The sequence below is a fragment of the Pseudomonas sp. W22_MBD1_FP4 genome, from assembly GCF_052113765.1.
In the GTDB taxonomy this organism is placed as follows: domain Bacteria; phylum Pseudomonadota; class Gammaproteobacteria; order Pseudomonadales; family Pseudomonadaceae; genus Aquipseudomonas; species Aquipseudomonas sivasensis.
Genome location: NZ_JBGQOI010000045.1, coordinates 1 through 14,051 on the forward strand (window position 1 = coordinate 1; position 14,051 = coordinate 14,051).

The window sequence follows — 14,051 nt, forward strand, 5'->3', positions numbered from 1 at the left end:
CCCCCCCCCCCCCCCCACCCCCCCCCCCCCCCCCCCCCCCCCCCCCCCCCCCCCCCCCCCCCCCCCCCCCCCCCCCCTCCCTCCCCCCTCCCCCCCCCCCCCCCCCCCCCCCCCCCGCCGGGGTCGGCATGGGCACCGCGCTGGCATATGCCTGCCTGTCGTGCAGCCTGATGCTGTTGTTTCGCGAGCAGATCGCGACGATCTACACCCCGGACCCGGTGGTGATCCACCTAGCGTCGACGCTGATCGTATTCTCGGCGCTGTTTCAGTTCTCGGACTCTATCCAGGTCACTGCCGCTGGCGCATTGCGAGGCTATCAGGACACCCGGGTGACCATGGTGCTGACGTTGTTCGCCTACTGGGGCGTGGGATTGCCGGTGGGCTACGCACTGGGGCTGACTGACTGGCTCGGCGCGCCCAGCGGCCCAAGCGGTTTGTGGCAAGGGCTGATCGTGGGCCTCAGCTGTGCGGCGGGGATGTTGCTGGTACGCCTGGCGCGCAGTGCACGCCGGCGTATCCGGGCGGATAAGGCGCGCGCTTAGTCGGCCTTTTTGCGAATCCAGTACAGATAGGTGCCGGCCTGTTCCTGCTGATCCACCAATTCGTGGTCAAGGAACACGCAGAACTTGGGAATATCGCGACGGGTTGACGGGTCGGTCGCGATCACTTTGAGCAAGCCGCCTGCCGGCAGGTCGCGGATGTGCTGGTGCAGCATCATCACCGGTTCCGGGCAGTTGAGGCCTGTTGCATCGAGAACGCCGTCTACGGGGCTTTCGTTAATATCGCTCATTGATTACTCCTCGTTAACGGGCCTTGGTTTTCTTCGCATCCACCAGCCGACGCAGGTGGCACGTCACTTCCTCACGGTCGTGGTAAAGCTGCTTGCAACCGATCTCCACGCGGATGCCGCGCGCCTTGAAACCCTCTTCGATGCGCTCCAGCAGACGCTTCACTTCGGCATAACGCTGCTTCATCGGCAACTTCAGGTTCACCACCGCCTCGCGGCAATATCCTTCGCCAATCCAGGTTTCCAGCAGCGCGGCGTTGCGTGCGGGTTTCTCCACAATGTCGCACACCATCCAATCAACCGGTTGCTTGGGCACGAAGGTGAAACCGTCGGCCATCAGGTGCTGCACCAGGCCGGTGTCCATCAGGCTTTCGGCCATGGGGCCGTTGTCGATGGCCGTCACCAACATGCCGCGGTTGACCAGTTGCCAAGTCCAACCGCCCGGCGCGGCACCGAGGTCGACGCCGGTCATGTCGCCGTGCAGGCGCTCGTCCCACTGGTCGCGGGGGATAAAGTGGTGCCAGGCCTCTTCCAGCTTGAGGGTTGAGCGGCTTGGCGCGTCACGCGGGAATTTCAGGCGTGGAATACCCATCGGCCACATCGCCGAGTTGTTCGACTCGGCCAGCCCCATGAACACTTCGCGGCCACTCTTGAACGTCAGCAGCAAGCGCGGCTTGCTCGGGTCGTCCACCAGTTTGCCGGCGTTGAGCAGGGCTTTGCGCAGGTGCACTTCGAATTTCTTGCAGAAGTTCGACAGTTCCTTGCCATCGTTGGTGTCGACCATCTCCAGCCAGAGGCTGCCGCACACCGGGAATTCACGCAGGTGAGCGAGGATCACGCTGATGCGATCGGTTTCCGGCAGGTCGATAAACACCCCGCGCGCCCACTGCCTCGGGAAGATCAGCTCGGCAAAGCGTTGGCCGTGCATCAAGCGCTGGGCGCCGTCTTCTTCGGTGCAGACAAATTCGGCGCAGGCGCTGCCGGTCTTGGCTTTGGCGTAGCCGGAAACGTTCAGACGCGCGGCGTGTTCCGCGATCTCGGAACAGACTTCGCCTTCAAAACCCGGGCGGCAGTGCATAAAAAGGGTGTTCATTGAATCTCCTGGCAACTGGCTTGCTCGATCGCAATGCCTGTCATGAAAACGCGCGCATGATAGCCGAGTTCGGAACCTTGGACTTGCCCATAGAGTCCAGTTATTAGCCTGCTAATGAAAACAGCGCTAGTTTTAAAGCTCTGTTCGTCCCGTCAGGTCCGTAGCCGTGCGGACCATAAGGAGTCATGTAATGTCATCCCTTGATAGCCTGAGAACCCTTAAAACTTTAGAAATCGACGACAAGACCTACCACTATTTCAGCCTGCCCGAAGCCGCCAAGAGCCTGGGCGACCTGGATAAGCTGCCGATGTCGCTCAAGGTGCTGCTGGAAAACCTGCTGCGCTGGGAAGACAACAAGACCGTCACCGGCGCCGACCTCAAGGCCATTGCCGCCTGGCTCAAAGAGCGCCAGTCCGACCGTGAGATCCAGTACCGCCCCGCCCGCGTGCTGATGCAGGACTTCACCGGTGTACCCGCCGTAGTCGACCTGGCCGCCATGCGCGCCGCCGTGGCCAAGGCCGGGGGCGACCCGCAGCGCATCAATCCGCTCTCCCCGGTGGACCTGGTGATCGACCACTCGGTAATGGTCGACAAGTTCGGCAATGCCGACGCCTTCGAAGAAAACGTCGATATCGAGATGCAGCGCAATGGCGAACGCTACGCCTTCCTGCGCTGGGGCCAGAGCGCCTTCGACAACTTCAGCGTGGTGCCGCCGGGGACCGGCATCTGCCATCAGGTCAACCTGGAATACCTTGGCCGCACCGTCTGGACCAAGGACGAGGACGGCCGCACCTACGCCTTCCCCGACACATTGGTCGGCACGGACTCCCACACCACCATGATCAATGGCCTCGGCGTACTGGGCTGGGGCGTGGGCGGCATCGAAGCGGAAGCGGCGATGCTCGGCCAGCCGGTGTCGATGCTGATCCCGGAAGTAATCGGCTTCAAGCTCACCGGTAAACTCAAGGAAGGCATCACCGCCACCGACCTGGTGCTGACCGTGACCCAGATGCTGCGCAAAAAAGGCGTGGTGGGTAAATTTGTCGAGTTCTACGGCGACGGCCTGGCCGATCTGCCCCTGGCCGACCGCGCCACCATCGCAAACATGGCCCCGGAATATGGCGCCACCTGCGGATTTTTCCCGGTGGATGACGTCACCCTGGATTATCTGCGCCTGTCCGGTCGTCCGGCGCAAACCGTGAAACTGGTCGAGGCTTACACCAAGGCCCAAGGCTTATGGCGCAATGCCGGTCAGGAACCGGTGTTCACCGACAGCCTGGCCCTGGACATGGGCAGCGTCGAAGCCAGCCTGGCTGGGCCAAAACGTCCACAGGACCGTGTGGCCCTGCCGAATGTCGGCCAGGCCTTCAGCGACTTCCTCGACCTGCAATTCAAACCCACCAACAAGGAAGAAGGCCGCCTGGAAAGTGAAGGCGGCGGTGGTGTGGCCGTGGGCAACGCCGACCTGGTGGGCGAAGCAGACTACGAGTACGAAGGCACGACCTATCGGCTGAAAAACGGCGCGGTGGTGATCGCCGCCATCACCTCCTGCACCAACACGTCCAACCCCAGCGTAATGATGGCCGCCGGGCTGGTGGCGAAAAAAGCCGTGGAAAAAGGCCTCACGCGCAAACCGTGGGTGAAGACCTCACTGGCTCCCGGCTCCAAGGTGGTCACCGACTACTACAAGGCGGCAGGCCTCACTCAATACTTGGACACCCTCGGCTTTGATCTGGTGGGCTATGGCTGCACCACCTGCATCGGCAACTCCGGGCCATTGCCCGAGCCTATTGAAAAAGCCATCCAGAAGGCCGACCTCGCCGTGGCCTCGGTACTGTCCGGCAACCGTAACTTCGAAGGCCGCGTGCACCCATTGGTGAAAACCAACTGGCTGGCATCGCCGCCGCTGGTGGTCGCCTATGCGCTGGCTGGCACCGTGCGCATCGATATCAGCAGCGAGCCGTTGGGTAACGATCAGAACGGAAACCCGGTCTACCTCAAGGACATCTGGCCAAGCAGCAAAGAAATTGCCGACGCCGTGGCGCAGGTCAGCACCAGCATGTTCCATAAGGAATACGCCGAGGTGTTTGCCGGCGACGAGCAGTGGCAGGCCATTGATGTGCCCCAGGCCGCGACGTACGTGTGGCAGAAGGATTCCACCTATATCCAGCATCCACCCTTCTTCGAGAACATCGACGGCCCGTTGCCGGTGATCAAAGACGTCATGGGCGCCAACGTGCTGGCGATGCTGGGCGACTCAGTCACCACCGACCACATCTCCCCCGCCGGCAATATCAAGGTCGACAGCCCCGCTGGCCGCTACCTGCGCGAGCAAGGCGTCGAACCGCGGGACTTCAACTCCTACGGCTCACGCCGCGGTAACCATGAAGTGATGATGCGCGGCACGTTTGCCAATATCCGCATCCGCAATGAAATGCTCGGTGGCGAAGAAGGCGGCAACACGCTGTACATCCCCACCGGCGAGAAGATGCCGATTTACGATGCGTCAATGAAATACCAGGCATCGGGCACGCCGCTGGTGGTCATTGCAGGTCAAGAGTACGGCACCGGATCCAGCCGTGACTGGGCGGCCAAAGGCACCAACCTGCTGGGGGTCAAGGCGGTGATCGCCGAAAGCTTCGAGCGGATCCACCGTTCCAATCTGGTGGGCATGGGTGTGTTGCCATTGCAGTTCAAGCTGGATCAGAACCGCAAGGCGCTGAAGCTCACGGGCAAGGAGAAGATCGATATTCTCGGGCTGAGCGAGGTGGAGATCGTGCCGCGGATGAACCTGACGCTGGTGATTACCCGCGAGGATGGCAGCCGCGAGAAGGTCGAGGTGCTGTGCCGGATCGACACCTTGAATGAAGTGGAATACTTCAAGTCGGGGGGGATTTTGCACTATGTGCTGCGGCAGTTGATTGCGTCGTAAGGCGATCTCAAAAGCTATGGAGAACTAATGTGGGAGGGGCGGTGCGACGATTCGACTTGCTCCCGATAGCGGTGGATCAGTCATAGATGTTTTGACTGACATACCGCCATCGGGAGCAGGCCCCCTCCCACACTTTGACCGCGTTTAACGCTTCAGATCAGCCGAACAGCCACTTCCACAACAGCACCAGAACGACCACTGCCAGCACCGGCCGCGCAATGCGGTAAGCCTTTGGATGCTTGCGCTTCCACTGTTTGACCACACCACTGAACTTGTCACTGAAGGTCTTGCTCCAGGCATACGCCTGGTTGATGCCGCCGACGCGCTCGTCATCCAGGTTCTGCGGCGCGGTGGCGCGGCCCAGTTGCTTGCTGACCCAACGGTTGACGCGGGTCATCACGCGATTACTCAGCGGGCGCTCAATGTCGCAGAACAGGATCACGCGTGTCTTCTCGGTTTCGTTCTTCACCCAGTGCACGTAGGTTTCGTCGAACATCACGTCCTCACCGTCACGCCAGGCATACACCTGGCCGTCGACGAAGATGCGGCAGTCGTCGGAGTTCGGCGTGGACAAGCCCAAGTGATAACGCAGGGAACCGGCAAACGGGTCACGGTGCGGGTTGAGGTGGCTGCCGCCCGGCAACAACGCAAACATCGCCCCTTTGACGTTAGGAATGCTGCTCACCAAGGCCACGGTTTTCGGGCACAGCGCCTCGGCCGATGGCAGGGGTTTGTCGTACCACTTGAGGTAAAAACGCTTCCAACCCTTTTTGAAGAACGAACCGAAACCGGCGTCGTTGTTCTTTTCGGCGGCGCGAATGTAACCCTCGTCGAACAGGTGCATGGCCTCTTCGCGGATCACTTCCCAGTTGTCCTTGAGCACGTCCAGTTCCGGAAACTTGCTGCGGTCCAGGTAAGGTTTGGACGGCACGGCCGAGAACAGGTACATCAAGGCGTTATAGGGGGCGAACAGCGCCGAATGGTTAACGAACTGGCGCAACATCGGTAAACGGGCCTTGCCGCGCAGGTGTACATACAGCGTGCTACCGATAAACAGCAGCAACACCGACAGTTTGGCGGCCAAAGAAAAGGTCATGCAGCAACTCCTGGAAATAAGCGTCTGGCCAACAACTTCCCGTCACGGGGAAACCAGACGTAGCAGCCAGCCATGATAAACAGTTGGGCCAGTATGCAGAAGGCCCAGGGTAACGGGGCTGACACACATCAACCCCAAACGCTCATCAGGCCTGGTTTTCCTGCTCGGTAAACAAATCGCTGAATAGCATGCTCGACAGGTAGCGCTCGCCAGAGTCCGGCAGGATCACCACGATGGTCTTGCCCTGCATTTCCGGCTTCTCGGCCAGGCGCACGGCCACGGCCATTGCTGCGCCACAGGAAATACCGCACAGAATTCCCTCTTCCTGCATCAGGCGCCGTGCCATGGCCTTGGATTCGTCGTCGGTCACCAACTCGACGCGGTCAACCATCGAAAGATCGAGGTTTTTCGGCACAAAGCCAGCGCCGATGCCCTGGATCTTATGCGGGCTGGGCTTGATTTCTTCACCGGCGAGCGCCTGGGTGATCACCGGCGACACAATCGGCTCCACCGCCACCGACAGAATCGGCTTGCCCGCAATGTTCTTGATATAGCGCGACACACCGGTAATGGTGCCGCCGGTGCCCACGCCCGCTACCAGCACATCGACCGCACCGTCGGTGTCGTTCCAGATTTCCGGACCGGTGGTTTTCTCGTGGATCTCGGGGTTCGCCGGGTTTTCAAACTGGCCCGGCATGAAGTAGTTGGCTGGATCGTTGGCGACGATTTCGCCGGCCTTTTCGATAGCGCCTTTCATGCCTTTGGCCGGCTCGGTCAGGACCAACTCGGCGCCCAGCGCCTTGAGCACCTTGCGGCGCTCGATGCTCATCGACGCCGGCATGGTCAGCAGCAGCTTGTAACCACGGGCGGCGGCGACAAACGCCAGGCCGATGCCGGTGTTGCCAGATGTGGGTTCGACAATGGTCATGCCCGGTTTGAGTTTGCCGGTGCTTTCTGCGTCCCAGATCATGTTCGCGCCAATGCGGCACTTCACCGAGTAACCCGGATTACGCCCTTCGATCTTGGCCAGGATGGTCACGCCACGGGGGGCGATCCGGTTGATCTGCACCAGGGGCGTGTTACCGATGGAGTGCGCGTTGTCTGCAAAAATGCGGCTCATGACGGGTCCTATAGGCAATTTCAAGAAGGCAATAAGGGTATGCCTCGTACTGCAAAGCGTCCAGTCAGAGGAACGTTGCTCGGCTCGCGGCAGTCCATGTTTTACCTGCAAGGAGAACTGCCCGATGAAACGTCGCTACAGCTGGCCACTATGGACCGTCGCCGGATTGCTGGTGGTCATGGTTGCCTTAAGCATCGCCCTGCCCTACTTAGTGCGTAATTATCTGAATGACAAGCTCGCCGACATGGGCGATTACCGAGGCCGAATTACCGACGTGGACCTGGCGCTGTGGCGCGGCGCCTACCGGATTAATGGCCTTGAGATCGTCAAGGTCGACGGCAAAGTGCCGGTACCGTTCGTCAAGGCGCCGCTGATCGACCTGGCGGTGAGCTGGCATTCGCTGTGGTACGACCATGCAGTGGTCGCCAAAATGCGTTTTATCGAGCCTGAAGTGAATTTCGTCGACGGCGGCGCTAACAAGCAGGCGTCCCAGACCGGTAAAGGCACCGACTGGCGCGAGCAGTTGAGCAAGCTGGCGCCGATCACCCTTGATGAAGTGCGTATCGAAGAGGGCAAGATTGCCTTCCATAACTTCAGTTCCAAACCCGTGGTGAAGATCGACGCGACCAACGTCAACGCCAGCTTCTATAACCTGACCAACGTCGTTGACGTCAAAGGCAAGCGCGACGCCCGCTTCGACGGCAAAGCCCTGCTGCAAGGCCAGGCCCCGCTGGAAGCCAGCGCCACCTTCGACCCGCTGAGCAATTTTGAGAACTTCGAATTTCGTTTCCGCGCCAAAGACCTGCAACTCAAGCGCATGAATGACTTTGCCTCGGCCTACGGTAAGTTCGACTTCAAGGCCGGCACCGGCGATGTAGTCATCGAAGCCCAGGCCGAAAAAGGCCAACTGACTGGCTATATCAAACCGCTGCTAAGGGATGTGCAGGTGTTTGACTGGCAGCAAGACGTGGAGAACAAGGACAAGAACATCTTCCGTTCGATCTGGGAGGCCGTGGTAGGTGCGAGCGAAACCGTGCTCAAGAACCAACAGAAAAACCAATTTGCCACCCGCGTCGAACTCAGTGGCAGCGTGCATCAGAAGGATGCCAGCGCGTTCTCTGCGTTTTTAGCGATTTTGCGCAATGGTTTTATCCAGGCGTTCAATGCGCGCTATGAACAGCCCAAACCCAGCGCAGATTAAAATATGGGAGGGGCAAGCCCCCTCCCACATTGGTCATTCAGAGACTGAATAACCCGTCTGCGTTCACAGTCGCCGGGGCTGCGCGGTATAGTTCCGGCATTGATGAATGCGAGGAAACACCGATGAAGTTCGAAGGCACCCAGGCCTATGTGGCTACCGATGACCTGAAACTGGCCGTCAACGCCGCCATCACCCTGGAGCGGCCGTTGCTGGTCAAGGGCGAACCGGGCACCGGCAAGACCATGCTCGCCGAGCAACTGGCCGAATCCTTCGGCGCCAAGCTGATCACCTGGCACATCAAATCCACCACCAAGGCCCATCAGGGCTTATACGAGTACGACGCGGTCAGCCGCCTGCGTGACTCGCAGTTGGGCGTGGACAAGGTGCACGACGTGCGCAACTACCTGAAAAAAGGCAAGTTGTGGGAAGCGTTCGAATCCGAAGAACGGGTGATCCTGCTGATCGATGAAATCGACAAGGCCGACATCGAGTTCCCCAACGACCTGCTGCAAGAACTCGACAAAATGGAGTTCTACGTCTACGAAATCGACGAGACCATCAAGGCCAAGAAACGCCCGATCATCATCATTACCTCCAACAACGAAAAAGAGCTGCCGGACGCGTTCCTGCGCCGCTGCTTCTTCCATTACATCGCCTTCCCCGACCGCACCACCCTGCAAAAGATCGTGGATGTGCACTACCCCGACATCAAGAAGGACCTGGTCAGCGAAGCGTTGGACGTGTTCTTCGACGTGCGCAAAGTACCGGGCCTGAAGAAAAAGCCATCCACCTCCGAACTGGTGGACTGGCTCAAGCTGCTGATGGCCGACAACATCGGCGAAGCGGTGCTGCGCGAGCGCGATCCGACCAAAGCCATCCCGCCGCTGGCCGGTGCCTTGGTCAAGAATGAGCAAGACGTGCAACTGCTGGAGCGTCTGGCGTTCATGAGCCGTCGCGGTAATCGCTAATGTTGCTCAACCTGTTCAACGAGATGCGCGCCGCCAAGGTGCCGGTGTCCGTGCGCGAGCTGCTCGACCTGATCAACGCGCTCAAGCAGCGCGTGACCTTCGCCGACATGGACGAGTTCTACTACTTGGCCCGGGCGATCCTGGTCAAGGACGAGCGGCATTTCGACAAGTTCGACCGCGCGTTTGGTGCCTATTTCAACGGCCTGGAAAAGCTCGACGACCATTTGCAGGCGCTGATCCCCGAAGACTGGCTGCGCAAGGAATTCGAGCGTTCGCTGAGCGATGAAGAACGCGCGCAGATCCAATCCCTTGGTGGCCTCGACAAGCTGATCGAGGAATTCAAAAAGCGCCTGGAAGAACAGAAAGAACGCCATGCCGGCGGCAACAAATGGATCGGCACCGGCGGCACCAGCCCGTTCGGCTCCGGCGGCTACAACCCCGAAGGCATTCGCGTCGGCGACGCCGGCAAGCGCCAGGGCAAGGCGGTGAAAGTCTGGGACCAGCGCGAGTACAAGAACCTCGACGACCAGGTTGAGCTGGGCACGCGCAATATCAAGATCGCCCTGCGCCGCCTGCGCAAGTTCGCGCGCCAGGGTGCGGCCGAAGAGCTGGACATCGACGGCACCATCGATCACACCGCCCGCGATGCAGGGCTGCTGAATATTCAGATGCGCCCGGAACGGCGCAACACCATCAAGCTGTTGCTGCTGTTCGACATCGGCGGCTCGATGGACGCCCACGTGAAGATCTGCGAAGAGCTGTTCTCGGCCTGCAAGACCGAGTTCAAGCACTTGGAATATTTCTACTTCCACAACTTCGTGTACGAGTCGGTGTGGAAGAACAACCAGCGCCGCACCTCGGAGCGCACTTCCACTCAAGACCTGCTGCACAAGTACGGCGCCGACTACAAAGTGATCTTTATCGGCGATGCGTCGATGGCGCCGTATGAAATCACCCAGGCTGGCGGCAGCGTCGAGCACTGGAACGAGGAGCCAGGGTATGTGTGGATGCAGCGCTTCATGGCCAAGTACAAAAAGCTGATCTGGATAAACCCGTATCCCAAGGATACGTGGGGTTACACCGCGTCAACGGGGATTGTGCGGGAGTTGGTGGAGGATCAGATGTATCCGCTGACATTGCGCGGGCTGGAAGAAGGGATGCGCTTCCTCTCCAAATAAACGCCGAGCCAAATAATGCAGGAGATCTAATGTGGGAGGGGCGGTGCGACGATTCGACTTGCTCCCGATGGCGGTGGTTCAGTCACTGATGTGTTGACTGACACACGGCTATCGGGAGCAAGCCCCCTCCCACATTTTAAATTGCGGTGTTATGTAAATCGGCGCAAATATTCGACATGCTGCCGATGCGCCGTTTCCTGGACCACCGGCACCAACCTCACCTTCTCTCCCGGTAAACACTGCGCCAGTCGCGCCAGCGACAAAGGCGTCAACGCCCCCAGACGCGGATAACCGCCAATGGTCTGCCGATCATTGAGCAACACAATCGGCTGCCCATCCGGCGGCACCTGGATGCCACCCAACGGGATACCTTCGGAAATCAGCGACGGCCCTTGGTACTGCAACGGCGTACCGAGCAAGCGCATGCCCATGCGGTCGGCGCGACTGTCCAGGGCCCAATCGGTATTGAAGGCATCGAACAGGCTCTGGCCGCTGAACTGGCCGATTTGTGCACCGACGATCACATCCAGCGGCGCCTTGGCGGGCAACGCCTGTGCACTCAGCACTTTCATCGCGCCGCCCGTCCCGGAATAGGCCAACCGCCCACCCACGGCCAACGCTTTGCCGAATCCGTCCGGCCCGCCCAGTGCTTCACGCACCACCGTCGCACAACTGCCCAGCACATCCGGCGCATCAAACCCGCCGGGTGCCGCCAGGTACGCCCGCGCACCGTTGAACGGCTGGGTAAAGCGCAAACGCTGGCCTTTTTGCAGGATAAAACTGGGTCCCGGACTGATAGGGCGTTCATCGACATACGCGCCCAGGTCCGCACCGGCCAAGGCCAGCAGGCAATACTCCTCGGCCTGCACGGTAAAGCCGCCGAGGGTGATTTCCACCACCGGTGCGTCCAGCGCATTGCCCAGCAGCCAATTGGCCCACGACATCGACACCCAATCCAGCGCGCCGCCCTGGGTCACGCCCAGGTGGCGTACGCCAAAACGACCGGCGTCCTGCAACAGGCACAGCGGCGTGCTGGCCTCGATGATCAAGCGGCTCATGCCTGCGCCTCCAACGGCGTGTCATCGCCACCCAGGTTGATAAATTCGGCACGACTGACCGCTTCGAAGCGCACCGTGTCGCCAGGTTGCATGAGGCTGTAGCCGTCTCGCGCGCGGTCGAACAGTTTGGCGGGGGTGCGACCGATCAGGTTCCAGCCACCCGGAGAAACCACCGGGTAAGCAGCCGTTTGGCGCTCGGCGATCCCCACACTGCCGGCCGCCACACGTTTGCGCGGAGTGCTGAGGCGTGGGCTGGCGAGGACTTCGTCCACCAACCCCATAAAGGCAAAACCGGGGGCAAAGCCAAGGGCGAACACCTGATATTCGTGGGCGCTGTGGAGACGGATCACGTCGTCGACGGCCAGGCCACTGCGCTGGCTGAGCAAAGTCAGCTCCGGGCCGACGCTCAGGTCGTACCACACCGGCAGCACATGGCATTGACCGCTTCCCTGAGCCTGCGGCTGCAAGTCGGTGAGGGCGTGGTCGATCAGCTCTCGGGCCTGGGCAGGGCTCAGCGCGATGAGGTCGTAATGCACCATCAAGGTGGTGTAGGACGGCACCAGATCCACCAATGCAGCGCCGAACCCTTCTCGCAAGCGTTGCGCTGCGGCAAGCATCCACGGCATGTTGGCTTCTGCAATCGCATCGAACAGACGCACCATCAGGCAGTCGATGGCCACCACTTCAATCCGCGGCTTCATGCTGGCTTCAACGCCTCGCGGATACGCTGCACGGCAGCAATTGAACTGGCGTTGTCGCCATGCACGCACAGGGTATTGGCGTTTAGTACGAGGGCGCTGCCGTCGCTGGCCGTCAACGGTTCGCCACGAGAAATGGTCAGGGCTTGCTGGATGATCGTGTCGGCGTCGTGGTGCACAGCGCCGGGTAACTGGCGGGAAACCAAGTGGCCGTTGTTGTCGTAGGCGCGGTCGGCGAATGCTTCAAACCACAGGGTCACGCCATACTCATCGCCCAATGCCTGGGCTGCGCTGTTATCGCGAGTGGCCAGCAACATCAGCGGCAAGTCACCATAAGCGGCCACCGCCTCGATGACCGCACGCAGTTGCTTCGGGTTGGCCATCATGTCGTTGTACATCGCGCCATGGGGTTTGACGTAGCTGACGCGGCCGCCTTGGGCACGGCAAATGCCGTCGAGGGCGCCGATCTGGTAGTGCAGCAGATCCTGGATTTCCTGAGGGGTATAGGCCATGGAACGGCGGCCGAAGCCTTGCAAATCCTGGTATGCCGGGTGCGCCCCCACTTGCACGCCATGCTTGAGCGCCAAGCTAACAGTTTTGCGCATGATGCTTGGGTCGCCGGCATGAAAGCCGCAGGCCACGTTGGCGCAATCAATGAACGGCATGACCTCGGCGTCCAGACCCATGGTCCAGTTACCAAAGCTTTCGCCGATATCGCAATTCAGTAAAAGACGGCTCACGGTCTGGCGCTCCTGTAGGACTTATTTTTTTGCAGTGTGGGATTTTTAACGCAGAACGTGCAACCTGTCCTGACACCCCCACGACGCTCATCGTGGAATACGCTCGATTTTTGGCGCTTGCCCGGTACGGCGTCCAACTAATAAAAACCGATCCATGCATAAGAAAAAGTTGATCCCATGAATTTGAAGTTCCTCGAAACCTTCGTCTGGGTGGCCAAACTCAAGAGCTTTCGCCTGACTGCCGAGAAGCTGTTCACCACCCAGGCCTCGATCTCCAGCCGCATCGCCGTGCTGGAAAGCGAGCTGGGGGTGAAACTGTTTTTGCGTGATTCTCGAGGCGTAAGCCTGACCCCGGAAGGCTTGAAGGTGCTCGATTATGCCGAGCAGATGATGGTGACCATGCGGGGCCTGAAGCAGTCTCTGGAGACCACCAGCAGCAAGGTCGGGCGCATTCGGATCGGCGCGATGGACACGGTGATTCACACTTGGCTGAGCCCGTTGGTGGCGGAACTGATGGACCATTTCCCCTTGGTCGAAATCGAATTGGTCGCTGATACCGCGCTTAACCTCAGCGATCAGCTGCAAAAAGGCTTCCTTGACCTGATCCTGCAAACCGACCTGCTGCGCCTGGAAACCGTGCGCAGCCTGGAACTGTGCAGCCATCCCATGGCCTGGATCGTCGCCAGCCAATCGATCTACAACCGCGACTACGCCTCCCTCGCCGAACTGGCTCAGGAGCGGATCATCACCTACTCGAAAAACTCGCACCCACATCAGGATGTGCTGAGCCTGATGCAGGCCAACGGCGTGGCCGCGCCAAGGATGAACTGTGTGAATTCGGTGTCGGCGATTACGCGGTTGTTGCGCGATGGATTCGGCATTGGCGCACTGCCACCGGTGTTGGTCAGCGAGGAACTGGCGCGCGGGGAATTGGTAATGTTATCGATGGCGCAGAAACTGCCTAACCTGCAGGTGGTGGTGTCGTGGCGGGTGGGGGTGGAGTTGGTGGAGGAGATTGTCGGGCTGTGCCAGAAGGTCGTTGCCCGCTATGCCGAGGAAGTCGGCGAAGAGCGGATGGTGCTGGCCCCCTGACGAAACCCGGTTAAAACTGTGGGAGGGGGCTTGCTCCCGATAGCGGTGGGTCAGTACCTGAAGTATTGACTGACCTACCGCTATCGGG

The 14,051-nt window shown here is 60.2% G+C and carries 12 protein-coding genes and 1 pseudogene; 6 read left to right on the plus strand and 7 right to left on the minus strand.

The features are described 5' to 3' along the window. Nucleotides 1-116 precede the first annotated feature (116 nt). A pseudogene (locus ACEN2T_RS29520) lies at nt 117-542 on the plus strand (MATE family efflux transporter); the annotation flags it as partial. Here the strand turns inward: ACEN2T_RS29520 and tusA are convergent. After that, nucleotides 539-790 carry a sulfurtransferase TusA gene (gene tusA / locus ACEN2T_RS29525; protein WP_181639666.1) on the minus strand — a complete coding sequence of 84 codons (252 nt, stop codon included), beginning with the start codon at nt 788-790 and terminating at the stop codon, nt 539-541. The pseudogene ACEN2T_RS29520 and the gene tusA sit on opposite strands and share 4 nt — an antisense overlap. 13 nt (nt 791-803) lie before the next feature. Further along, nucleotides 804-1,880, minus strand: coding sequence for a 23S rRNA (cytidine(2498)-2'-O)-methyltransferase RlmM (gene rlmM / locus ACEN2T_RS29530; RefSeq protein ID WP_032888775.1), 1,077 nt, complete (start codon nt 1,878-1,880; stop codon nt 804-806). 190 nt (nt 1,881-2,070) lie between these two features. On the opposite strand from rlmM, the gene acnA reads away from it, so the two are divergent. Further along, entirely contained in the window at nt 2,071-4,812 is a 2,742-nt protein-coding gene (acnA, locus tag ACEN2T_RS29535; protein WP_442117965.1) for an aconitate hydratase AcnA, read from the plus strand. 157 nt (nt 4,813-4,969) lie between these two features. Here the strand turns inward: acnA and ACEN2T_RS29540 are convergent, their stop codons facing one another. Both ACEN2T_RS29540 and cysK read right to left on the minus strand, forming a co-directional pair. Beyond that, a complete protein-coding gene (locus ACEN2T_RS29540) occupies nt 4,970-5,908 on the minus strand; it encodes an aspartyl/asparaginyl beta-hydroxylase domain-containing protein (protein ID WP_032888770.1) in 939 nt (312 codons plus the stop codon). Nucleotides 5,909-6,053: 145 nt separating this feature from the next. Further along, nucleotides 6,054-7,028 (minus strand): cysteine synthase A, encoded by a 975-nt coding sequence (gene cysK / locus ACEN2T_RS29545; RefSeq protein WP_122764924.1) that lies wholly within the window; start codon nt 7,026-7,028, stop codon nt 6,054-6,056. A 124-nt stretch (nt 7,029-7,152) separates the two neighbouring features. On the opposite strand from cysK, the gene ACEN2T_RS29550 reads away from it, so the two are divergent. From ACEN2T_RS29550 to ACEN2T_RS29560, 3 genes are all read left to right on the plus strand, one after another. Further along, nucleotides 7,153-8,229, plus strand: coding sequence for a DUF748 domain-containing protein (locus ACEN2T_RS29550; RefSeq protein ID WP_032888766.1), 1,077 nt, complete (start codon nt 7,153-7,155; stop codon nt 8,227-8,229). Between the two features lie 122 nt (nt 8,230-8,351). Next, nucleotides 8,352-9,197: an AAA family ATPase gene (locus tag ACEN2T_RS29555; RefSeq protein WP_003210690.1), complete on the plus strand. Its 846-nt coding sequence runs from the start codon at nt 8,352-8,354 to the stop codon at nt 9,195-9,197. Continuing rightward, nucleotides 9,197-10,375, plus strand: a complete 1,179-nt coding sequence (locus ACEN2T_RS29560) for a vWA domain-containing protein (protein ID WP_095184104.1) — start codon at nt 9,197-9,199, stop codon at nt 10,373-10,375. The genes ACEN2T_RS29555 and ACEN2T_RS29560 overlap by 1 nt, the downstream gene beginning before the upstream one ends. A 149-nt stretch (nt 10,376-10,524) precedes the next feature. On the opposite strand, the gene ACEN2T_RS29565 is transcribed toward ACEN2T_RS29560, so the two are convergent. Genes ACEN2T_RS29565 through ACEN2T_RS29575 form a run of 3 tightly spaced genes read right to left on the minus strand, consistent with a single transcriptional unit; the run spans nt 10,525 to nt 12,871 of the window. Beyond that, nucleotides 10,525-11,433 carry a biotin-dependent carboxyltransferase family protein gene (locus ACEN2T_RS29565; RefSeq protein ID WP_442117966.1) on the minus strand — a complete coding sequence of 303 codons (909 nt, stop codon included), beginning with the start codon at nt 11,431-11,433 and terminating at the stop codon, nt 10,525-10,527. After that, nucleotides 11,430-12,134, minus strand: coding sequence for a 5-oxoprolinase subunit PxpB (gene pxpB, locus ACEN2T_RS29570; protein WP_095184102.1), 705 nt, complete (start codon nt 12,132-12,134; stop codon nt 11,430-11,432). Before pxpB ends, ACEN2T_RS29565 begins: the two co-directional genes overlap by 4 nt. Continuing rightward, entirely contained in the window at nt 12,131-12,871 is a 741-nt protein-coding gene (locus tag ACEN2T_RS29575) for a 5-oxoprolinase subunit PxpA (protein WP_122755742.1), read from the minus strand. The genes pxpB and ACEN2T_RS29575 overlap by 4 nt, the downstream gene beginning before the upstream one ends. Nucleotides 12,872-13,048: 177 nt before the next feature. Here ACEN2T_RS29575 and ACEN2T_RS29580 point away from each other — a divergent pair, with 177 nt between their 5' ends. Beyond that, on the plus strand, nt 13,049-13,963 hold the full coding sequence (locus tag ACEN2T_RS29580) for a LysR family transcriptional regulator (RefSeq protein ID WP_032888752.1): 915 nt from the start codon (nt 13,049-13,051) through the stop codon (nt 13,961-13,963). Nucleotides 13,964-14,051 lie beyond the last annotated feature (88 nt).